Source organism: Pseudomonas sp. ICBG1301 (genome assembly GCF_016918385.1).
Lineage (GTDB): Bacteria > Pseudomonadota > Gammaproteobacteria > Pseudomonadales > Pseudomonadaceae > Aquipseudomonas > Aquipseudomonas palleroniana.
Window position 1 is genome coordinate 193,417 of sequence record NZ_JAEKGB010000009.1, and the last position, 20,855, is coordinate 214,271.

The 20,855-nt window shown below is 62.3% G+C and carries 20 protein-coding genes; 7 read left to right on the top strand and 13 right to left on the bottom strand.

Annotated elements, in window-relative coordinates; translation table 11 throughout:
- Nucleotides 1–14 precede the first annotated feature (14 nt).
- The 3 genes from JBE38_RS21860 to JBE38_RS21870 form a co-directional block, all read right to left on the bottom strand.
- Nucleotides 15–446, bottom strand: a complete 432-nt coding sequence (locus JBE38_RS21860; protein ID WP_060755692.1) for a DoxX family protein — start codon at nt 444–446, stop codon at nt 15–17.
- Entirely contained in the window at nt 443–715 is a 273-nt protein-coding gene (locus JBE38_RS21865; RefSeq protein ID WP_060755693.1) for a BufA1 family periplasmic bufferin-type metallophore, read from the bottom strand. Before JBE38_RS21865 ends, JBE38_RS21860 begins: the two co-directional genes overlap by 4 nt.
- A 239-nt stretch (nt 716–954) precedes the next feature.
- Nucleotides 955–1,818: a Dyp-type peroxidase gene (locus JBE38_RS21870; protein WP_205345108.1), complete on the bottom strand. Its 864-nt coding sequence runs from the start codon at nt 1,816–1,818 to the stop codon at nt 955–957.
- Between the two features lie 149 nt (nt 1,819–1,967).
- Between JBE38_RS21870 and JBE38_RS21875 the strand changes: the two genes are divergently transcribed.
- Both JBE38_RS21875 and JBE38_RS21880 read left to right on the top strand, forming a co-directional pair.
- Complete coding sequence (locus JBE38_RS21875; protein WP_205345109.1) at nt 1,968–3,584, top strand: NADP-dependent glyceraldehyde-3-phosphate dehydrogenase; 1,617 nt, start codon at nt 1,968–1,970, stop codon at nt 3,582–3,584.
- 90 nt (nt 3,585–3,674) lie between these two features.
- Complete coding sequence (locus JBE38_RS21880) at nt 3,675–4,736, top strand: FUSC family protein (protein ID WP_090370220.1); 1,062 nt, start codon at nt 3,675–3,677, stop codon at nt 4,734–4,736.
- Between the two features lie 166 nt (nt 4,737–4,902).
- Here JBE38_RS21880 and JBE38_RS21885 read toward each other — a convergent pair whose 3' ends face one another.
- Complete coding sequence (locus tag JBE38_RS21885; protein WP_104994154.1) at nt 4,903–5,655, bottom strand: TetR/AcrR family transcriptional regulator; 753 nt, start codon at nt 5,653–5,655, stop codon at nt 4,903–4,905.
- Nucleotides 5,656–6,012: 357 nt separating this feature from the next.
- Here JBE38_RS21885 and JBE38_RS21890 point away from each other — a divergent pair, with 357 nt between their 5' ends.
- The 4 genes from JBE38_RS21890 to JBE38_RS21905 are packed head-to-tail and all read left to right on the top strand — an operon-like array spanning nt 6,013 to nt 10,639.
- Nucleotides 6,013–6,720, top strand: coding sequence for an ABC transporter ATP-binding protein (locus JBE38_RS21890; protein WP_205345110.1), 708 nt, complete (start codon nt 6,013–6,015; stop codon nt 6,718–6,720).
- Nucleotides 6,717–7,916 carry an ABC transporter permease gene (locus tag JBE38_RS21895; protein WP_205345111.1) on the top strand — a complete coding sequence of 400 codons (1,200 nt, stop codon included), beginning with the start codon at nt 6,717–6,719 and terminating at the stop codon, nt 7,914–7,916. Before JBE38_RS21890 ends, JBE38_RS21895 begins: the two co-directional genes overlap by 4 nt.
- Nucleotides 7,909–9,402, top strand: a complete 1,494-nt coding sequence (locus JBE38_RS21900) for a TolC family protein (RefSeq protein WP_198762339.1) — start codon at nt 7,909–7,911, stop codon at nt 9,400–9,402. Before JBE38_RS21895 ends, JBE38_RS21900 begins: the two co-directional genes overlap by 8 nt.
- The gene (locus JBE38_RS21905) at nt 9,392–10,639 is read left to right on the top strand and encodes an efflux RND transporter periplasmic adaptor subunit (protein ID WP_205345112.1); all 1,248 of its coding nucleotides are present in this window, start codon (nt 9,392–9,394) and stop codon (nt 10,637–10,639) included. The genes JBE38_RS21900 and JBE38_RS21905 overlap by 11 nt, the downstream gene beginning before the upstream one ends.
- 103 nt (nt 10,640–10,742) lie before the next feature.
- Here JBE38_RS21905 and JBE38_RS21910 read toward each other — a convergent pair whose 3' ends face one another.
- The 7 genes from JBE38_RS21910 to JBE38_RS21940 are packed head-to-tail and all read right to left on the bottom strand — an operon-like array spanning nt 10,743 to nt 17,884.
- The gene (locus tag JBE38_RS21910) at nt 10,743–12,137 is read right to left on the bottom strand and encodes an FAD/NAD(P)-binding protein (protein ID WP_205345113.1); all 1,395 of its coding nucleotides are present in this window, start codon (nt 12,135–12,137) and stop codon (nt 10,743–10,745) included.
- A gap of 12 nt (nt 12,138–12,149) precedes the next feature.
- The gene (locus tag JBE38_RS21915; protein ID WP_205345114.1) at nt 12,150–12,917 is read right to left on the bottom strand and encodes an ABC transporter ATP-binding protein; all 768 of its coding nucleotides are present in this window, start codon (nt 12,915–12,917) and stop codon (nt 12,150–12,152) included.
- Between the two features lie 3 nt (nt 12,918–12,920).
- Nucleotides 12,921–14,261: an ABC transporter substrate-binding protein gene (locus tag JBE38_RS21920; protein ID WP_205345115.1), complete on the bottom strand. Its 1,341-nt coding sequence runs from the start codon at nt 14,259–14,261 to the stop codon at nt 12,921–12,923.
- A gap of 18 nt (nt 14,262–14,279) precedes the next feature.
- Nucleotides 14,280–15,329, bottom strand: a complete 1,050-nt coding sequence (locus JBE38_RS21925; RefSeq protein WP_060756691.1) for a branched-chain amino acid ABC transporter permease — start codon at nt 15,327–15,329, stop codon at nt 14,280–14,282.
- Between the two features lie 4 nt (nt 15,330–15,333).
- Entirely contained in the window at nt 15,334–16,215 is an 882-nt protein-coding gene (locus JBE38_RS21930) for a branched-chain amino acid ABC transporter permease (protein WP_090370204.1), read from the bottom strand.
- The gene (locus tag JBE38_RS21935) at nt 16,215–16,985 is read right to left on the bottom strand and encodes an ABC transporter ATP-binding protein (protein WP_126870649.1); all 771 of its coding nucleotides are present in this window, start codon (nt 16,983–16,985) and stop codon (nt 16,215–16,217) included. Before JBE38_RS21935 ends, JBE38_RS21930 begins: the two co-directional genes overlap by 1 nt.
- Nucleotides 16,982–17,884 (bottom strand): AMP-binding protein, encoded by a 903-nt coding sequence (locus JBE38_RS21940; RefSeq protein ID WP_205345116.1) that lies wholly within the window; start codon nt 17,882–17,884, stop codon nt 16,982–16,984. The genes JBE38_RS21935 and JBE38_RS21940 overlap by 4 nt, the downstream gene beginning before the upstream one ends.
- Nucleotides 17,885–18,226: 342 nt before the next feature.
- Here JBE38_RS21940 and JBE38_RS21945 point away from each other — a divergent pair, with 342 nt between their 5' ends.
- On the top strand, nt 18,227–19,099 hold the full coding sequence (locus tag JBE38_RS21945; RefSeq protein WP_090370197.1) for a hypothetical protein: 873 nt from the start codon (nt 18,227–18,229) through the stop codon (nt 19,097–19,099).
- A gap of 38 nt (nt 19,100–19,137) precedes the next feature.
- Here the strand turns inward: JBE38_RS21945 and JBE38_RS21950 are convergent, their stop codons facing one another.
- Both JBE38_RS21950 and JBE38_RS21955 read right to left on the bottom strand, forming a co-directional pair.
- Entirely contained in the window at nt 19,138–20,517 is a 1,380-nt protein-coding gene (locus JBE38_RS21950; RefSeq protein WP_205345117.1) for an LLM class flavin-dependent oxidoreductase, read from the bottom strand.
- Complete coding sequence (locus JBE38_RS21955; protein ID WP_090370192.1) at nt 20,517–20,855, bottom strand: acyl-CoA dehydrogenase; 339 nt, start codon at nt 20,853–20,855, stop codon at nt 20,517–20,519. The genes JBE38_RS21950 and JBE38_RS21955 overlap by 1 nt, the downstream gene beginning before the upstream one ends.

The following is a 20,855-nucleotide window of genomic DNA, read 5'->3' on the forward strand; positions in this document are numbered from 1 at the left end:
CAGGTTGTAGAAAGTCAGCCACGTCTAGCCGCCAGCAGGCGGTCCAGCGACCAGGCTCCACCGCCATACGCCAGCAGCGGCAGCAACAGGCCCGCCCAGGTCAGGTGCACCGGCCAGGCATCGGGGTACACAAACACCTCGATCACCAGGGTCATGCCCAACAGTGCGGCAGCAGCCGGACGGGTCAGCAGGCCCAACACCAACAACAGCGGGAACAGGTGCTCGGCGTAGGTCGCCAGGTGCGCGGCCCAGTCCGGCGGGATCAGCGGTAAGGCGTATTCCGAGCGAAACAGCGTGTAGGTCGACGGCTTGAGTTCAAGCACACCGGTGACCTTGGTACGCCCCGACAGGAAGAACACCGCCGCGATGCCCACACGGGCCACCAGCAACAGCAGGGCCTGGGGCAGCAGGCGCTGGATCACCACCGCCGGGGCCGCTCGGCTCATGGTTGCTCCGTGAGGCTGCCGTAGCCTTTGGGGGTCTTGATCTGGGTGCAGGTGCCTTTGTCCACCAACACCCAGGCGTTGCCCTGGTAGTCGGTGGTGGCGGTGCCGGCACATGAGGTGCCTTTGCCTGCGGCGCAATCGTTGGCACCCGCGAGGGCCACGCCGAAGCATTTCTCCTGGGGCTTGGGCTCATCGGCATGGGCCACGGCCGCGAAGGCACTGAGGGACAGGGCGAGGGTTGCCGCAAGGGCTGCGTAAGAACGCTTCATGGGTGAATCTCCTGGCTTGACTGAGTGTGGCCAGGGCGCCTTGGGGTCGATGACCGCCTGCGCCAGCTGGTGAACAGAGTTAAAGCCAGGCGTGTATCCGCTCTGTGTCGCGAACGCGATAGAACGTCATGCCGGTGTATCAGGAGGGTGCTCAGATACAGCGTGATACACAGCCACAAAAAAAAGCGCCCTGACCGTTCGGGTCAGGGCGCTTTTCAGGCAGCGGTTCGCGCAGTCGATCAGCGTGCCAGCGCGCTCAGGTCCAGACGTCCGTCCTGGATCGGCGGGCACCAGTAGTAACCGCCGGTCAACGGCGTGCTGATGCGGTACAGCCCATCGACAATTCCATCTTCCAGGCCGCTCATGCGCCGCAGTTGCGCCTCGAACGCGTCGAAGGAGTGGCCAAACGCGAGGAACATCAACCCGGCCTGGCCGTTCTCGGCCCATGGCATCGAGCGGCGTACCACGAAGGCTTCCGGGGTGAAGCTTTCCTGCGCGGTGCGCTTGGTGTGGGCGGACGCGGGGGCATCGTCCAGCTCTTCGTTGTCGCCATGCCGGCGACCGATGATGTGGTCGCGCTCCAGGGCCGGCAAGGCGGCGAAGCCGTCGAGGTCATGTTGCCATTGCTGGAGGGCGGCGAAGCTGGCGCCGCTGTCGGTCAGTGCGGCTTCGACCGCAGCATCATCGTGGGGGTTTTCGGTGCCGTCTTCATAATCGGTGAGGTCGAAGCCGGTCTTGTAGCGGAACCCTTCGGTCATCTGCACCAGGCGAAAGGCTGGGGCCAGGGCTTTTTCGAAGGCGCGGCTGCGTAACAGCAACTCCCCCCGATCCACCCCATGCAACCATACCCACAGCGCCTGTTGAGTCGAGGGGTTGTGTGCGCCCGGGCCGCTGACGGCGGGGAATGCACGCAGCCCGTCGATATGCGTGCCCAATGCCGCGACCAGCGGTTCACCCAAGCCGACCACCGCCGCCGAATCGGCCAATTGCACCAGTGCGTCCAGCGCGGCCGGTACGCCGCCCAGGGAGTCCACGGCAAAAAACAGATGGCGTGCCTGCAATGGCACCGGTGCGGCAAGAATGCCCGGCTGGTACTGACTCATGTGAACTCCTTCCAGAAAGTCGCGCAGTTTAACCGCCGCGCACTGCCATGCGTACAAGAAAGCGCGCAAGCCTTGCCATAGAGCCCTCTGTTGGGTGACTCTCTAGTCATGTCCCAGTCATGTTTTGTAACTTTTCCAGGGGTAGCGATATGACCACCAGCAACCTGCTCGCCGAGCTGTTTCCCGCCTCCGCCACCGAGATTCCCGAAGCCTTCCGCCTGGGCGCGCCCATTGAACAGCGTGACTACCTGGTAGACGGCCGGTTGCACGTGTGGAACGGCCCGCTCGCCAAGGTGCAGAGCCCGGTGCAGTTCGGCGAAGAACGCGTGCATATCGGCAGCACCCCGCTGCTCGACGCCGACACCGCCCTCACCGCCCTCGACGCCGCCGTGCGCGCCTACGACCGTGGCCAGGGCGAATGGCCGACGATGCGCGTGGTTGATCGCATCAGGCACGTCGAAGCCTTTTTACGCCGTATGCGCGAACAGCGCGACGCGGTGGTCAAGCTGCTGATGTGGGAGATCGGCAAGAACCTCAAGGACTCGCAGAAAGAGTTCGACCGCACCTGCGACTACATCACCGACACCATCAATGCGCTCAAGGAACTCGACCGCCGCTCCAGCCGCTTCGAACTGGAGCAGGACACCCTCGGCCAGATCCGCCGCGTACCGCTGGGCGTAGCGCTGTGCATGGGGCCGTATAACTACCCGCTGAACGAAACCTTCACCACGCTGATCCCGGCGTTGATCATGGGCAACACCGTGGTGTTCAAGCCGGCCAAGCTCGGCGTGCTGTTGATCCGCCCATTGCTGGAAGCCTTCCGCGACAGCTTCCCGGCCGGGGTGATCAACGTGATCTACGGCAGTGGCCGCGAAACCGTCAGCGCGCTGATGGCCAGCGGCAAGATCGATATCTTTGCATTTATCGGCACCAACAAGGCCGCCAGTGACCTGAAAAAGCTGCACCCCAAGCCCCACCGTCTGCGCGCAGCGCTGGGCCTGGATGCGAAAAACCCCGGTATCGTGTTGCCCGAGGTCGACCTGGACAATGCGGTGAGCGAAGCCGTGACCGGTTCGCTGTCGTTCAACGGCCAGCGCTGCACCGCACTGAAAATCCTGTTTGTGCATGAGGATGTGGTCGAGCGCTTTATCGAGAAATTCAACCAGAAACTCGCCACCCTCAAGCCCGGCATGCCCTGGGAAGACGGGGTTGCGCTGACACCCTTGCCCGAAGTGGGCAAGGTGGATTACCTCAACGGCCTGGTGGCCGATGCCGCAGCGCACGGCGCCCACGTGGTGAACCCCAACGGCGGTGTCAGTCGCGGCTCGTTCTTCTACCCCGCAGTGCTCTACCCGGTGAACCCGCAGATGCGCGTGTACCACGAGGAACAGTTCGGCCCCGTGGTGCCGATCGTGCCTTACCGTGATCTGGAAACCGTGATCGACTATGTGCTGGATTCGGATTTCGGCCAGCAACTGAGCCTCTTCGGCACCAACCCCGAGGCCGTTGGCACGCTGGTGGACACCTTCGCCAACCAGGTTGGACGCATCAACATCAATGCCCAATGCCAGCGTGGGCCGGACACCTTCCCGTTCAACGGGCGCAAGAACTCGGCCGAGGGCACGCTGTCGGTGCATGACGCGTTACGCGTGTTCTCGATCCGTACCCTGGTGGCGACCAAGTTCCAGGAAAGCAACAAGGCGCTGGTCAGTGACATCTTGCGTAATCGTGACTCAAGCTTCCTGACAACCGACTACATCTTCTAAGAAGCATGCTGATTTAAATGTGGGAGGGGGCAAGCCCCCTCCCACACTTGAACCGCGTACGCCCTGACTTTTGAGGCCACTTTAGTACCGATGAACCTGCCCCTGTTCGCCCGGCGCCTGCTGCGCCCGTTGCTCGACCCGTATCGGCGCTATCGCCATGCCAAGCTGATCCACGCCGTGCGCGTGTCCATCGGCCTGCTGGCAACCATCCTGCTTACTACGGGCATCAACCTGCCCCACGGTGAGTGGGCGTCGGTGACCATGCTGATCGTGATCGGCGGGTTGCAGCACCACGGCAATATCGGCAAAAAAGCCGTGGAGCGGGCCTATGGCACCTTGATCGGCGCGAGTGTCGGCCTGGCCTTGGTGGTGCAACAGGCTTGGCTGGGCCAGCCGCTGCTGACCTACCTGCTGATGTCGGTGGTGTGCGGGTTCTTTTCCTATCACGCCATCGGCAAGGGTGGTTATATCGCGCTGCTGTCGGCGATCACGGTATTCATCGTCGCCGGCCACGGCGACAACCCGATCTCCGATGGTTTGTGGCGCACCGTGGATATCCTGATCGGGATTGTATTGGCGCTGGCGTTCTCCTTCGCCCTGCCGCTGTATGCCGTGTATTCCTGGCGCTACAACCTGGCCAGTGCGTTGCGCGACTGCGCGGCTATTTACAGCCGGATCATCAATGGCCAATCGGTCACCGATGATGAACACCTCAAACTGCTCAATCGCTTGAACGCCGCGATGGTGCAACTGCGCTCGCTGATGCCGTCGGTGTCCAAGGAAGTGCGGATTTCCATGACCGAGCTGGACGCGATCCAGCGGCATCTGCGCATGTGCATCAGCACCTTGGAAATCTTGGGCAATACGCGGCCGGACCCACGGGATGAACAGGCGATGGCGCGGATGCAAATGATGTTGAAGGCCGAACACCGGCAGATCCGCGTGCAGTTGGTGGGGATGGCGCGGGCGTTGAAATCCGGGGTGACGGAGCGGTTGGAGCGGCCAAGCCATATCAGCGGCAGCGAACCCACTATGGACGCACCGGTCTACAGCGCTCTGGATGGTTACCGTTTGTTGACCGTGCAACTGGCGACCAACGTGGACGCCATGCGCCAACGCCTGGCAAAAAGTGCGGGCGATTGGAGAATATAAGAAAGCGCCCGTTGACAAGTTTATGCAGGTCAGAACTTTAACGCTTTCCCTCACATGTTTTTCACGTTTTATTCACATCTCGGCCCGTAGTGTGAAGCCTCATCCGTTACAAATGTTGCATATCAAGCCCGCCGCCCCAGCGGGCTTTTTTTGCCTCGGATTTGACCTAGCCCGATGCCTTGGCGGCGGGGGTTGCCGCTTGTTCGCGGATGGCCCGCTGGGTATCCAGTACCTTGGCCAGCGCGGTTTCCGCTTCCGGGCTCTGCTGCGGTACCCGAATCGCCGCCGACACCAGCGTGATCAACTTAGCCATCACTTCCGCATCCGTGGCCGGGCGACCCAGGCTCATGGAGTTCATCAGCAGGCGCAGTTCAGTGCCGGCCATCACCCCGGAAATCGCCTTGAGCGCAAATTGCAGGCGCACGCCCAGTTCGTTGCGCGGCAGGTCCGGCAAGGCCAGGGCAAAGGCTTCGAAGAAGCGCTGGAACACCGGCTGGTAATGCACCTTGAGGTATTCCTGGATAAACGGCGAAGTATCGCTGTAGACCCGGCCCAGGAAACGAATGAACGAGCGCCCTTCCCCGCTGGCCGGATCGCTGCGCTCCAGGCCCATGGCCGGCGCGAACAGCACGCCGAGCAAGGTGTCGCAGTCCAGCGGCCCGTCGGCTTCAGCCTCACAGCGCGCCAGCAATTCCAGGCGCTGCTCGTTGAGCGGCTCCAGGCGTTGCTTGAGCAGGGTCTGCATCAGGGAATCCTTGTCCCCGAAGTGGTAGTTCACGGCAGCCAGGTTGACCTGGGCACGCTCGGTAATCTGCCGCAACAAGACCGCGTCATAACCGTATTTGATGAAGAGAGCCTCTGTCGCATCCAGCAGTCGAGTCTTGGTAACGTTTGGAGCGCTGAGTTTCTTCGCGACCATAAGAGTTCCACGGGGGAAATATTGTTTTAAAAAATAATTTGATTTTTTATACCGGGGCGGCCAATCGAATGCAAGCAGCGACACTGCGTAATGCTATCAAAAGCCTGTATAAATGGGGCTATCGGGGCGAGTCCAAGGTATTTTCAAAAGGCTGGACCAGCCCACCAACAAGTCATTTCAAAGCGTTAAACCGCTCTATATCCATGGCTGGCGGAGCCGCAGGAAGGCGGTTACTATTCAAACAATATTTTAAAAACAAGAAATAAAACCAGTCCGTGACGCGTACCAGACAGCTCCCGAACTTGTTACAAAGATTTACGGGCGCATGGCGGCACCGTCGAGACTGCAGGCGTAGTCATGATGACACAGACCCCCGCGCACCCAGGCTTGATTTCCCTGCAAGGCATCGGCAAACGCTATCAGCTCGCCGGGCAGGAACTGTCCATTCTCAATGATGTGTGCCTGTCCATCGCCAGCGGTGACAGCTGCGGCATCCTCGGTGCTTCCGGCTCCGGCAAAAGCACCCTGCTCAATATCCTGGGCCTGCTCGACTTGCCCAACGGCGGCCAATACCACTTTGCCGGCCACGATATTTTCAGCGCCACGCCCGATGAGCTGGCCGCCCTGCGCAACCGGCAAATCGGTTTCGTGTTCCAGAGCTTCAACCTGCTGCCACGCCTCAGCGCCGTCGACAACGTCGCCCTGCCCCTGAGTTACCGGGGCATATCACGTCATGAGTCGCTGGAACGCGCCGTGCACATGCTCGAACAAGTCGGCCTGGCCGAACGCGCTCACCATCGCCCCGCCGACCTCTCCGGCGGCCAGCGCCAACGGGTGGCGATTGCGCGGGCGCTGGTCGGCAAACCCTCAGTGATTCTTGCGGACGAACCCACCGGCAACCTCGACAGCACCACGGCCCAGGAGATCATGGACCTGCTCCTGGCGCTCAACCGCCAACAACAAGTGACGCTGATCATCGTCACCCACGACGCCCACATCGCCGAACGCCTGGAGCGCAAGATCCTGGTGCGCAACGGTACGGTGCATGAGGCCGGGCGCCTATGAGCCTGCGGGTCGAACAGAGCGTGAGCCAACTGCTGCATGAAGCCTTCGTCAGCCTGCGCACCTTGGGCAAACGCTCGATCCTGGCCTTGCTGGGCATCGTTATCGGCAGCTCGTCGGTGGTGGCGCTGATCAACATCGGCCATAACGCCGCCACCGACGCGGCGATGATTTTCAAGGACATGGGCACCGACACCCTGGTCGCCCAGTTCCCGCCCAAAGGCAACAGCAACGCAGCCATGCGCGCCAGCCTCGACCTCGAGGCGGTGCGCCAGGCAGTGCCAGGCATTGCCCATATCGGCGCGCTCACCTTGTTCAGCGGGCTGCTTGTGTTCCAGGGGCACGCCGTGAACGCCAACTTCGTCGGCATTACCCCCGACATTCAGGACGCCATGCGCCTGGCCGTGCGTGACGGGCGCTTCCTGTCGAGTTTCGACACCAATGAAACCTACGCCGTGATCGGCGACTCGTTGGCCCAGGCCCTCAGCCAACCCGGCAGCCCGTTGAAACTGGGCGACCGCGTACGCATAAACGACTACCTGTTCCTGATCGTCGGCATTTTGCACAGCCAGCCTCGCGCCATGCTGATCCCGGTTCAGGCCAATGAATCGCTGTTCATCCCCGCCGAAGGCATGCGCCGCATCTATGCCACCCCGCAAATCGGCAGCGTGATCATCCGCGCCGCCGCCGGCCAGGATATGGAGCGCATTGCGCACGACGCCGCCACCGCCTTGCAACGCCAACTGGTCGACCACGACGTCGACATCCAGGTGCCCCAGCAAATGATCGATGGCATGACCCGGCAAAGCCGCACCTTTGCTTATCTGTTGCTGGCGTTGGGGGCTATCTCCCTGGTGGGCGGCGGCGTGGGCGTGATGAACGTGATGCTGATGAATGTGTCGGAGCGCCGCCGCGAGATCGGCATCCGCATGGCCTTGGGCGCACGGCAGCGAGATATCCGCAACCTGTTCCTGCTGGAAGCCGTGACTCTGACGGCCGTCGGCGCACTCTGCGGTGCGGTGCTGGGCATGACTGCCGCCTGGCTCTACGCCTGGCTGTCAGGCTGGGCGTTTTCCCTGGCGGTCGCCGCCCTGCCCCTGGGGGTCGGCAGCACCTTGCTGGTGGGGTTGTTCTTTGGCATCTACCCGGCGGTCTCGGCCTCACGGCTGCAGCCAGTGGAGGCCTTGCGCGATGAGTAAATGGCTATGTCAATGGCTGGGGCTACTGGCACTGGTGAGCCTGCCGGTCATGGCCGCCGACGTGGTGATCAACCCCTCGGCGCCCAGCACCACCCGCAGCGGTTACGATCGCGGTGTGTCACTCAAGGCCCAGGTCACCGACATCACCCTGGGCGACGCCGTGTACCTGGGCCTGCGCAATAACCCGGCAATCCGCAGCGCCTACCTGCAACGGGTGGCGCAGAAGTTCGACTTGCGCGTGGCCGAAGACACCTTCAACCCCAAGCTCACGCTCAACAGCTATTACCGCGCCACCCGGGGTTCGGCGGACAACGCACGCAACGCCAACCTGGCCCCCAATGCAACCTTGCTCGGTGAGTACGGCACCCGGTTGAGCATGAACTGGACCCAACAACTGAACAACGCCGATCGCGCCGGCCGCTACCGCCGTGACGGCCTGGACCTGTCGATCATCCAGCCGCTGATGCGCGGCGCCGGCTGGGACGCCACCACCGCACCGTTGCGCCTGTCGCGCCTGGCGGAACAGGCCAACCGCCTGAACCTCAAGGCCACCGTGGCGCAGACCATCAGCCAGATCATCGCCACTTACCGCGACCTGCTGCGCGCCCAGGAGCAATTGAGCATCGTGCAGGACGCGCTCAAGCGTTCCGGCACGCTGCTGGAGGTGAACAAGGCGTTGATCAGCGCCGGGCGCATGGCCGAATTCGAAATCGTGCAGACCGAAGCCGATATCGCCACCCAACAACTGGGCGTGGAAGAGGCGCAAAACCAGCTCGACACCAGCCGCCTCGCCTTGCTGCGCCTACTGGCCCTGGACCTGTCCACGCCGATCCGTGCCAGTGAAGCCCTGGAAGCCAAACCGATGAGCATCGACCGGCGCCAGGCGTTCAACCTGGCGCAAACCCAGCAACCGGAATACCTCGCCGCCTTGCTGGGCAGCCAGCAGGCGGACTTGAACCTGGTCATCGCCAAGGACTCCGGGCGCTGGCAGGTCGACCTGGTCGCCGGGGCCAACCAGATACGCGACGCCTACAATAATAGTGACAACGGCAATACCAACCAGCGTACCTGGGACAGCTACGCCGGAGTGCAGGTGCAGATCCCTATCGGCGATATCAGCACGCGCCAGGCCGAAGTGCGGGCGCGGGTGAACGTGGAAGACCAGGAGATTCGTATCGCCGACGCCCGCCAGGAACTGGAGCGCAGCGTCAACGACGTGGTGCGCGACCTCGGTACCCGCTGGCGCCAATATGAAATCTCCCAGCGCGCCGTGGAACTGTCACGACGCAAGATCGAGATCGAGCGGGAAAAACTCAGCGCCGGGCGCTCCACCAACTTCCAGGTGCTGAGTTTCGAGACCGACCTGCGCAACGCCGAAAATGCGCAGCTCAACGCCCTGATCGCTTATTTGAACGCCCAGACCCAGCTCGACTTGACCCTGGGCATGACGCTGGAAAGTTGGGAAATCGCCCTCAATGACTACTAACAAGAAGTACCTGATCGGCGCCGTGTTGGTGCTGCTCCTGGCCGGTGCCGGGGTGGCGCTGCGCAGTCCGGGCGCCGACTCGCCCGCGCCCACCGAGCAGTGGCTGGCGGTAAAGCCGGACCCGTTGGTGCACCAGATCGGCCTGGTGGGCAAGATCGAGCCTGACACCACCATCACCCTGACAGCGCCCTTCGACGGCAATGTCCTGGCCAACCTGGTTGAGCAAGGCCAGCGCGTCGAAGCGGGCCAGGTGCTGCTGCGCATGGACCCGGCCACCCTCGAAGTGCAACTGCGCGATGCCCTCTCCCTCCAACTCAAGGCGCGGCGCACCGTGCAGGAAATGCAGGACTGGGACAGCAGCCCCACCGTCAGCCGTGCCCGTCGCAGCCTGCGCACCGCCGAAATGACGGCCGGCAACACCCAGCGCAAACTCACGGAAAGCGAGAACCTGTTCAAGCGCGGCATCATCCCGCGCAACGAGCTCGATGACCTCAAGCAACAGGCTCAACAGCAGCAGTTGGACCTGGTCGCCGCGCGCAGCGAATTGCAACAAGCGCTGGACCAGGGCAAAGGCGCCTACCGCCAGATCGCGGACATGGAGTTGACCAACGCCACGGTGAAATACGAGGCCCTGCACACGTTGCTCGACGGCCAGGAGGTCAGGGCACCGTTCTCCGGCATCGTGGTGCCGGCGCCGGGCAACAACAGTTCACCCCAGGGTGGCAACACCAACAATACCCCGGTGCAGGCGGGCAGCAAGGTCAGCCAGGGCCAGGTGCTGTTCGGCCTGGCCAATATCGAGCGACTGAAAATCGTCGCCAAGGTCTCCGAGCTGGACATCAACCAACTGCACCAGGGCCAGGCGGTGGAAGTGATGGGAGACGGCTTCGATGGCGAGCGGTTGACGGGGTCCGTCAGCGTGGTCAGCGGGTTGGCGATTGCCAGTGATAACCAGGGCAGCGCGCAGTTTCCGGTGACCTTGTCGATTCCCAAGCTGACGCCGCAGCAACTGCAGCGTGTGCGCTTGGGGATGAGCGCGCGGTTGACCATCGTGACTTACAACAATGACCAGGCGATGGTAATTCCAAGCCAGGCGATCGAGCCGGACATGACGGTGGCGTATCGAGCGGCGATGGATAAGCCGGTGGAGCGGGTGACGGTGAAGACGGGGCAATCGACACCGCAAGGTGTGGAGGTGTTCGGACTCAAGCCTGGATTCGTGAAGATCTCAAAATAAATGAGGATCTACTGTGGGAGGGGGCTTGCTCCCGATAGCGGTGTGTCAGTCACAGAGTTGAATCTGAACCACCGTTATCGGGAGCAAGCCCCCTCCCACACTTTTAGAGCTGTGCCAATTTATAAGCCAAGGCTTTAGCCTGAATCGCCACATCCGTCACCGCCGTGCTTTCCCACCACATGCCGCGTAACGGTGGCCCCATGGCGAACAAGCGCCGGCTGACGTGGCCCTGGGCATCCAGCACCGCGCCCGACGCATCCGCCGCAATCCCCAAGGCCAGCGGCCCGGGGCGAATCAATCCGCGCTTGAGCAACTGCTGGGGCAGCGGCCGGGCCACGCGGCGCCAGTCGTATTCGATGCCGCTGGAGTTGATCAACGCAGCGCCCGAGACCTGGGTGATCCCCTGCTCGCCCCGGCGGCGTACCGCAATGGTCACGCGCTCATCCACAGTCACCAAGCCCTTGAACGACGCAGCCTGAATGCGCAACCGCCCCTCGCCTTGCAAGCGCGCCACCAACTGCGCGCTCAATGGCGGCGAGCGGTGGTGATGGCTTTCCCACCAAGGCCGCACATGCCGCACGAACTGCCGTTTCTCGCGCTCGCTGGCCTGGCTCCACAACCGACCGATATGCGCTCGCACCGTGTCCAACGGGGCTTGCCAATCGATGCCCTCGTGCAGTGCGATCCGGCATTGGCGACGCACCTCGCGCAGCAACTGCCGAGGGCTGCGCAGGCCGGGGTCGGCCGCCAGGAAGTCGACCCAACTCGGCGGCTGCCGGCGAACATGGGGTAGCAGCCCATGGCGCGAGAAAATCTCGATCGGCCCACGATGGCCGGCCTGCTCCAAAGACACCACCGCATCCACCATGGTCAGCCCGGAACCGATGATCAGCACCGGTGCGTGCGGATCGATGTGGCTCATGGCCCGCACATCCCAAGGGTCGACCGCCGCCGCGTTCAAGCCGCTGGACTCGGTCTGTGGCGTGCGCGCCGCCGGGAACATGCCGGTGGCGAGGACTGCGAACGCACCGCGCAGTTGCCGGCCGTTATCGAGGGTGACCACCGTCGCTGCGTCATCGACTTGCAGGTCGACCACTTCGGCACGCACATGCTCCACGGTGGACGCGGAGCGCGCCTTGGCTTCGGCCAACCGCTGCTGCGCGTACACGCCGAAAATACCCCGTGGCGGAAATAGCTCGCTGATCGGCACCGCTTGCTCGGCCGACTCCGGCCAGCCACCGGCGCCGATATAGTCGGTGAGCCACTCGGTCAGGTCATCGGGATTGTCCGGGTCGACGCTCATGCGTGCGGCGTTGCCGTTCAGGGTATGGCCCAGCTCGACCGCGCTGTAGGCCTCACCCCGGCCCAGTTCGGCACGCGGCTCGATCACCCGTATCTGTCGCTGCCCAGGCAGGCGCAACAGTTGCACCGCCAGCATCGTACCGCTCAAGCCGCCGCCGACGATCAGTACATCGGCGTCGCGCAAGGATTCACTCATGCCCATAGGCCCTTATTGTTTGCCCAGATAGATAGCCTGCAGATCACCCCGCGCCAGCAACTCGGCGGCGCTGCCACTCAAGGCTACCCGCCCAGTCTCCAGTACGTAACCCTGGGACGCATAGTTGAGCGCGACATTGATGTTCTGCTCGGCGATCAAAAAACTCACCTGCTGCTCGCGATTGAGCTGCGCGATGATCTCGAAGATCTCTTGTACGATCATAGGCGCCAAACCCATCGACGGCTCGTCAAGCAGTACCAAAGTAGGACGGGTCATCAACGCCCGGCCGATGGCGACCATCTGCTGCTCGCCGCCCGAAGTGAGGCCGGCGCGGGTGTAGCGCTTGGTCTTGAGCCGTGGGAACCAGGTGTAGATGCGCTCCAGGTCGTGCTCCAGGTCCCGCCGGCTCAAGCGCCGCACGAAGCTGCCGCTGCGCAGGTTGTCTTCCACCGTCAGTTGGCCGAACACATGGCGACCTTCCAGTACATGCACCATGCCCTGGCGCACGCGCCGGCTGGGGTCGATGCCGGCCAGGTCCTGCCCGGCATACTCGATGGCCCCACGGCTGACCTCGGCGCGCTCGGCCCGCACCAGGCCGGAGATGGCCTTGAGCGTGGTGCTCTTGCCCGCGCCATTGGCACCGAGCAAGGCCACGATGGCGCCTCGGGGCACCTGCAGCGACACCCCGGCCACCGCCAGGATCGCGCCGTCGTAGATCACCTCGATGTCCTTGACGCTTAACAGTGACGGGCTCGCGGGTGCAGCGGCGGGCTGGCTCATGGTTTATTCATCCCCGGCGCAGGTGCGTGGTGTCAGGCCTTTTTCCTTGGCGAACGCGGCGGATTTTTCATCGATCAGCGGGCGCAGCAACGCACGGTCGGCGGCGATCCAGTCGCTGATCAGCGTCCAATGCGCGCCGTCCCATTGCTGCACCCGCGCCGAGCCGCCGCCTTCGTGGTCGCGGCACGACAGCTTGAGGTTCTGCATCAGGCCCAGGTAGCCCATGTCTTTCAAGCGGGCATCGTCGATGTTCAGGTGCTCCAGCCCCCAACGGCCTTCTTCGCCAGTGAGCGGGCGCTTGCCGAACCTGGCCTGGGCGGTGCGGATCGCTTCCACGGCCACGGCGGCGTTCACCAGGCCGGAGTTGTAGTAGACGCTGCCGAAGTTGTTCAGGTCCTTGAGGTCGCTGTGGCCCTTGTCGAGGATGAACTGCTTGAGGCGTTTGTGGATGTCGAAATCCGCCCCGGCCGGATACGGCGTGAGGGCCAGGTAACCCTTGGCGGCAGCGCCTGCGGGCAGCACATCTTCGCTGGAACTGGCCCAGATATCGCCGATGATATGGTCGACAGGAAAGCCGAACCGCGCCGCCGTCTTGACCGCCACCGGCGTGGACACGCCCCAGGTGCGCAGGAACACCCAGTCCGGGTTGGCCTGGCGCACCTGGCGCCATTGCGCCGATTGTTCATTGCCCGGGTCGGCGACCGGGATCTGGATGTTTTCAAAGCCATACTTGTCGGCGAGCAGCTTCAACGGGCCGAGGGTTTCGCGCCCATAGGCCGAGTCGTGATAGACCGTGGCAATCTTCTTGCCCTTGAGTTTGTCGAAGCCGCCTTCGCGCTGGGCGATGTAGTTCACCAGGGTCGACGCCTCACTGTAGAAGGTCAGCATCACCGGGAAGTTGTAGGGGAACACCGTGCCGTCAGTGGCTTCGGTGCGGCCGTAGCCGAGGGTGATCAGCGGGATCTTGTCCACCTCGGCGCGCTCGCTCAGGGCATACGCCGCGGGTGCGCCGTTGGGCTGGTACACCGCGACCGGCGCACCGTCCAGGCCATGCTTGAAGCGCTCGTAGCACTCGATGCCCTTCTCCGCCGTCCATTCGGTCTCGCACTCCTGCCACACCAGTTTCACCCCGTTGATACCGCCTTCGACCTCGTTGATATAGCGCAGGTAATCGATCATCCCGGCCCATACCTGCACGCCGCTGGAGGCATAGGCACCGACGCGATAGGTGGCCAGAGGAATGAATTGCTGGTCCGCCGAGGCCAGGGCCTGGGGGATGGCGCCAGTCAATGTGGCAAGCGCAAAGGCAGCGCCGGCCAGGGAACGTTTGAAGGTTGCACGCATGGGGATTCTCTTATCGGTTCAGAAACGTAAAGGCCACTGACGCAGCCGGTCGCGCAGGTTGCCCAGCAGGCGAATCAAGCCCTCGGGTTCCTTGATCAGGAACACGATGATCAACACGCCAAAGATGATTTTCTGCAGGTTCTGCAACTGCCCCGCATCCACCGCCCCACCGAACAGCGCCTGCCCGGCATGGCTGAGGAAAATCGGCAGCAGGCTGATAAAGGCCGCCCCGACGAAATTGCCGGCGATGCTGCCCATGCCACCGATAATGATGATGAACAGGATCTGGAACGAACGGTTGATATCGAAGCTGCCGGCACTGGCCGTGCCCAGGTAGGCAAAGGCCCACAATGCCCCGGCGATGCCCAGGTAGAACGAGCTGACGGCGAACGCCAGGCGCTTGTAGCGCGCCACCGCAATGCCGACCACGGCAGCGGCGGTGTCCATGTCGCGGATCGCCATCCAGTTGCGGCCAATTTGGCTACGCACCAGGTTGACGGCGGCCCAGGTCAACAGCAGCACCGTCACCAGCGTCAGCAGGTAGCGGCCCAGCGGCGTATTGAGGTCGTGGCCGAACAGCGCCAGCCTGGGCGCGGAAATAGTCCCGGAGGAGCCGTAGTTGTAGAACCAGGGGAATTTGACGAACAGCCACTCCAGGAAAAACTGCGCGGCCAAGGTGGTGACCATCAGGTAGAAGCCCTTGATTCGCGAGCTGGGCAGACCGAACAGCAGGCCGACCAACGCGCTGATAATCCCACCGCCGAACAGTGCCACCGGCAAGCCCAACTCGGGCAGGCGCAGCAGAAAACCGTAGGTGGCAAATGCACCGACGGCCATGAACCCGGCTGCGCCGACCGAGGTTTGCCCGGTGTAGCCGGTCAACAGGTTCAGGCCCAGCCCGGCCAGCGACAGCACCAGAAAGGGAATCAGGATCGCATTGAGCCAATAGTCATTGCCCCACAGCGGCACCACCACAAAGGCCAGTACCCACAGGCCGATCCAGCCCCACGGGAGGCGCCGCTCAGTCAGCAATAGCGGCGCGGTTTCTTGAACAACGGGTATCGACATGGGTTCAGACTCGCTCGATGGCGCGCTCGCCGAACAGGCCGGCGGGGCGGATATACAGGAAGGCCAAGGCCAGTACGTAGGCAAACCACGGCGTGATACCGCCACCGATCCAGGGGCCGATGTACACCTCGGCCAGGTTCTCCGCCGCGCCGACAATCAACCCGCCGACAATTGCCCCACCGATCGAGGTGAAGCCGCCGATGATCAGTACCGGCAGCGCCTTGAGCACCACCAGCGACAAGGAAAACTGCACGCCCTGCCGGGCACCCCAGAGCAACCCGGCGACCAGCCCGACAATGCCCGCCACCGCCCAGACGATCTGCCAGATCCGGTTGAGGTTGATGCCGATGGACAGCGCCGCCGTGGTGTCATCCGCCACCGCGCGCAGCGACACGCCCATGCGGGTTTTGTTGAACAGCAGCGCCAGCACCGTCACCAGCACGACGGCAGCGGCCGCCGCGACCAGGTCGAACTGGCTGAGCATCAGCGGCCCGACGAACAGCGGCACGTCGTCGATACCCAGGTCGAGCGCGCGCACCTGCGAGCCCATCAAACCCTGGGCCAGGCCCTCGATAATGAACGACAGGCCCAAGGTGGCCATGAACAGCGTGATCTGCGAACGGTTCACCAGCGGTCGCAGCACCAGGCGCTCGATCAGCCAGGCGCCGATGACCATCACCAGCACCGTCAACAGGAGTGCCAGGGCAAACGGCACGCCCTGGTCGTGCAGGCTGACGAAGGTCAGCGCGGCAAACAGCAGCATCGCGCCCTGGGCGAAGTTGAACACGCCGCTGGCCTTGTAGATCAGCACAAAGCCAATGGCGACCAGCGAGTACATCGTGCCGGCGAGCAGGCCGCCGAGCAGAGTTTCGAAGAAGAACGTCATCAGTGTGCAACTCCCAGGTAGGCCGCGATCACGTCAGGGTCCGCCTGCACCTGGGCCGGTGTGCCGTCGCCGACCTTGCGGCCGTAGTCGAGCACCACCACATGGTCAGACAGGCCCATGACCACACCGATGTCATGTTCGATCAACACCACGGTGGTGCCGAGGTCGCGGTTCACATCGGCAACGAAGCGCGCCATCTCGCGTTTTTCCTCGGAGTTCATGCCGGCCATGGGTTCGTCGAGCAGCAGCAGGCTAGGCCCGGCGATCAACGCCCGGCCCAGTTCCACGCGTTTTTGCAGGCCGTAGGAGAGGTTGCCCACCAGCACCTCGCGATGGGCTTGCAGGTCCAGGAAGTCGAGGATGCCCTGGGCGCGCAGCCGGAACGCCTCGGCCTCGCGTCGTGCGCGGGGCAGGCCCAGGGCTTGTTCGATAAAGGTACTGCGCATGTGCCGCGACAGGCCGGTGAGCAGGTTGTCGAGCACACTCATCTTCTTGAACAGCGCGTTGTTCTGGAAGGTGCGACCAATGCCCCGGCGGGCTGCATCCAGGGGATTGATACGGTGAAAGGCGTGTTGCTCAAAGACGATCTCACCGGCATCGAAGCGATACACGCCGTTGAGCACATTGAGCAGCGAGCTTTTACCGGCACCGTTGGGCCCGATCAGCGCACAGATCTCGCCGCGTTGCACAGCAAAGGACAAGGCGTTGATGGCCTTGACGCCTTTGAACGACAGCGAGACATCGCGTACCTGCAATATGGCCTGGCTCATGCAATCTCCCGCTTGAATTCAGCCAGCCATGTCGGCTCGACGCTGGTTTTGAGGGGTTGCCAGATATAGGCCAGGCGCTGAAAACCAAGTAGCCTGCGCACGCGTTTTTTCAACACACGGCGCAGGCCGCTGTGCGGGTGCGCGATCGCCCACTCGCACAGGCGCCGACGCCAGGTGCCGAGGGGAGCCAGACGGCTTTCGATCTCCTCGGCCAAGTGTTGCAAACGCGCAGGCGACAGCAGCAAGCCGGTGGGCGCCACTTCGCGGCGATCACGGCGGGCCGAAGCCGGGCTCTCCGGGAAGGCCAGGCCATGGCCGCTGCTTAGCCAGTGTTCCAGCACCACGGCGAGCCCCCCTGGCCAGTCGGTGCCCTCCTCGCTCCACAGCACGGTTTCACTCGTCGGTTGCCACCAGCGCTGCACGTGTTGCGCCGGGTCGACCGGGCCGAGCAATTGGGCGAAATCCAAGCGTTGGGTGGACGACCAATGTCGCGCCTGCCGACGACTGTGCACATAGGCATGGGTAGGACGGATGCGCCACAGTTGTTGCTGCAACACCTCGGGAGCCAGGTCATCGGCGATGGACAGCACCGACGCGCCGACAGACTGGGCCGCCAACGCCAGCAGCAACAGGTTGGGCTCAAAAGCACCGCTGAGAGCCAGTCGCGACTGCTCACCGAAACCCTGTTGGCGCAAGCCGTCGGCCAGGCGCTCGACATCGCGCAAGGCATCGATCCAGCGCCAGGCATACCACTGGCCCTGGCGCTTGTGACGCAGGGCGGTTTGCAGCGGATTGACCTGCGCCCAGTGCTGCAGTTGTTCCAGGGCGTGGGGCAAATGACCGAGCCATTCGGCAGGCCATTCCAGGGCCAGCGGGCGTTTGAGTTCGTGCACGCTCATAGGGATTTTCTCCTATTGAAGTGTTAAGCGTGCGGTGGTCCGCTGGCTGTCGGGGGGATGCCTCAGTGCATTGCAGAACTCATGCCTGAACCTGCCCCCCTCTAAAACGGGCCTTTCATTAGAGAACCCCACGATTCAAAGAGACTGGAACGAACAAAGTGTTTATCCACTGTTGCGCAAGCAACAGAACCAGAAACTCCCCTGGTTCAATGCAATGTATTTATTGGATATAAAAAAACCGGGCAAACCTGTTAATTCTGACAGTAGACACCTTCACCAACGGTTACTAACTTTGAATCACCTACTCACCACGGCATCGAACAAGGCACGCGGAGGCACCAAATGAACACTTTGGAAATGATGAGCCCACGTAATGCAACGGGGACCTGTAGCGCCAAAATCATCAATGACCCTGACATCACTGATTTTCAGGCAGCAACTTTTACAGTCATGCGCGATGAGGTAAATCGGCGCTGGATGATCTATGCACAGGCTGCCGGCTCACATATAACCTCTGGCCTGAGATTCTTTATTCCACTGTCAGGTAATGTAAAAAACAAGAAGTACAAACTTGTGACAAGCCCTGACAATGACTCTGAAATGACCATCATTTGGGAAAAACTTCGAGGGGGCGAATTATTCCAATATATAAGCACTCACGGCCACGCGAAGGTTACGATCGATGAAAAGTCACGAAAAACCAGTGTGGAGTTCGAATTCATTGCAGGCGACGGCAACACCACCGTTGAAGTCTCGCATGGCCAATTAAAAGTCACTGGCTATAGTCACGATATCGGCTCAGTAACAGCCGATGTGAGGGGTGCGATAAATACCCAATACAAATCCACTGAGGTCAGCCTCACCCATCAACCGGCATCCCGCACATTCCCAGCTTCTTTTCTGGGTTGGTCACGTCATTACCAGCCTCGACCTGACGTACGCGAATTCATCATGGCATTGCGCGTTGCAGACAATCTTCGCCCCGGCACGTATCAGGTGAGCACGCAAAGCCAGGAGGTTGAAATTGTACTGTTCGACATGAACGGCAGGTTTGTGCCGTATTGGGGCTATGAAGGCGAGGTAAATATCGTCGCCATACCGACGCCTGGCACAACAAAAGGCGGTATGAAGGCAACCTTCCATTTCAAAGGTGCCGATGGAACAAAACGTGAAACCGTCGAAGTCAGCGCCGGACATTTGGACATCCGCCCTTAGCCTGTTGCTCGCACCCACGCGCTGCGTGGGTGCGACCATCAAACCGAAGTCGCCTTGAGATCGCGGTAGCCGGCGCCGGGATGGCTCGGCGCCAACCGCGCGCCTTCGCCAAACAACTTCTCGCGCAAGGTGCCCTGGGCATATTCGGTCTTGTACACGCCGCGCTTCTGCAACTCCGGCACGAGCACGTCGACAGCGTCGATAAAGGTTTCGTGGGTCAGCGCATAGGCCAGGTTGAAACCGTCTACGTCGGTCTCTTCGACCCATTCCTGCAGCAGGTCGGCGACGGTTTGCGGGCCGCCGACGAACAGCGGGCCAAAACCGCCGATGCCGACCCAGTCCGCCAGTTCATGGGGGGTCCAGACCTTGTTCGGATCGGCCGTGGAGAACGCTTCCACCGCCGATTGAATGGCGTTGGTGTGCACATGCTTGAGCGGCTCATCCGGTTTGAATTGGCTGAAATCGATACCGGTCCAACCGGAGATCAGCGCCATCGCGCCTTCGTAGCTGACATAGGTTTTGTATTCATCGAACTTGGCTTTGGCCTTCGCATCGGTCTCACCGACGATCACCGTCTGCAGATTGAAAATCAGGATTTTCCTGGGGTCACGCCCGGCCTCGGCGGCGCGGCGGCGGATGTCGGCGACGGTCTTTTTCAGCAGCACCTTGGACGGCGCGGCCACGAACACGCATTCGGCCTGCTCGGCGGCGAACTGCTTGCCACGGCTGGATGCACCGGCCTGGTAGAGCACAGGCGTGCGCTGTGGCGAGGGTTCGCACAGGTGAATGCCGGGCACCTGGAAGTGCTTGCCGACATGGCGGATCTCGTGGATTTTGCTCGGGTCGCTGAAAATCCGCCGCTCGCGGTCACGCAGTACGGCGCCCTCCTCCCAACTGCCTTCCCAGAGTTTGTAGCAAACCTGCAGGTATTCTTCGGCGTAGTCGTAGCGCGCATCGTGTTCGGTCTGGGCGTTCTGGCCGAGGTTCTTGGCACCGCTCTCCAGATACGAGGTGACGATGTTCCAGCCGATACGGCCCTTGGTCAGATGATCGAGGGTCGAAAGCCGGCGAGCAAACGGATACGGGTGCTCGAACGACAGCGAAGCGGTCAGGCCAAAACCCAGGTGTTCGGTGACCAGCGCCATCGGCGCGATCAGCGACAACGGGTCGTTGACCGGCACCTGCGCCGCCTGGCGGATCGCCGCGTCGCCGTTGCCGTTGTAAACATCGTAGATACCCAGCACGTCGGCGATAAACAGGCCGTCGAACTTGCCACGCTCGAGGATTTTCGCAAGGTCGGTCCAGTACTCCAGGTCCTTGTACTGCCACGAGCGGTCCCGAGGGTGCGCCCACAGGCCGGGGGACTGGTGACCCACGCAGTTCATGTCGAAGGCATTCAAGCGGATTTGCCGGGCCATCAATGCACTCCGTTGAGATGGAAATTGCCGACCACCTGATATTTCCAGCGCAGCGGGTCATCCAGGGTCGACGGCAAGGCGGTGCGCTGGCCGGTCAGTTCGAATTCGGCGTTGCTAGCGGCAATCAGGGCTTCGGCGGCGGCGATTTGCGCTTCGGTCAACGCGACCGGGCTGGGATGGGTTTCGGCGCGTTCAAGCAAGGCCGCGGCGACATCGACGCGGATCTGCAAATCACCGAAACGGCTGATCACGTAAGGGTCATCGCTTTTCTCGACATGGCGTCGGGTGCTTTCGAGCAATTGGCGCGCTTGATTCAGAACGGGGTTCGGTGCAGTCAT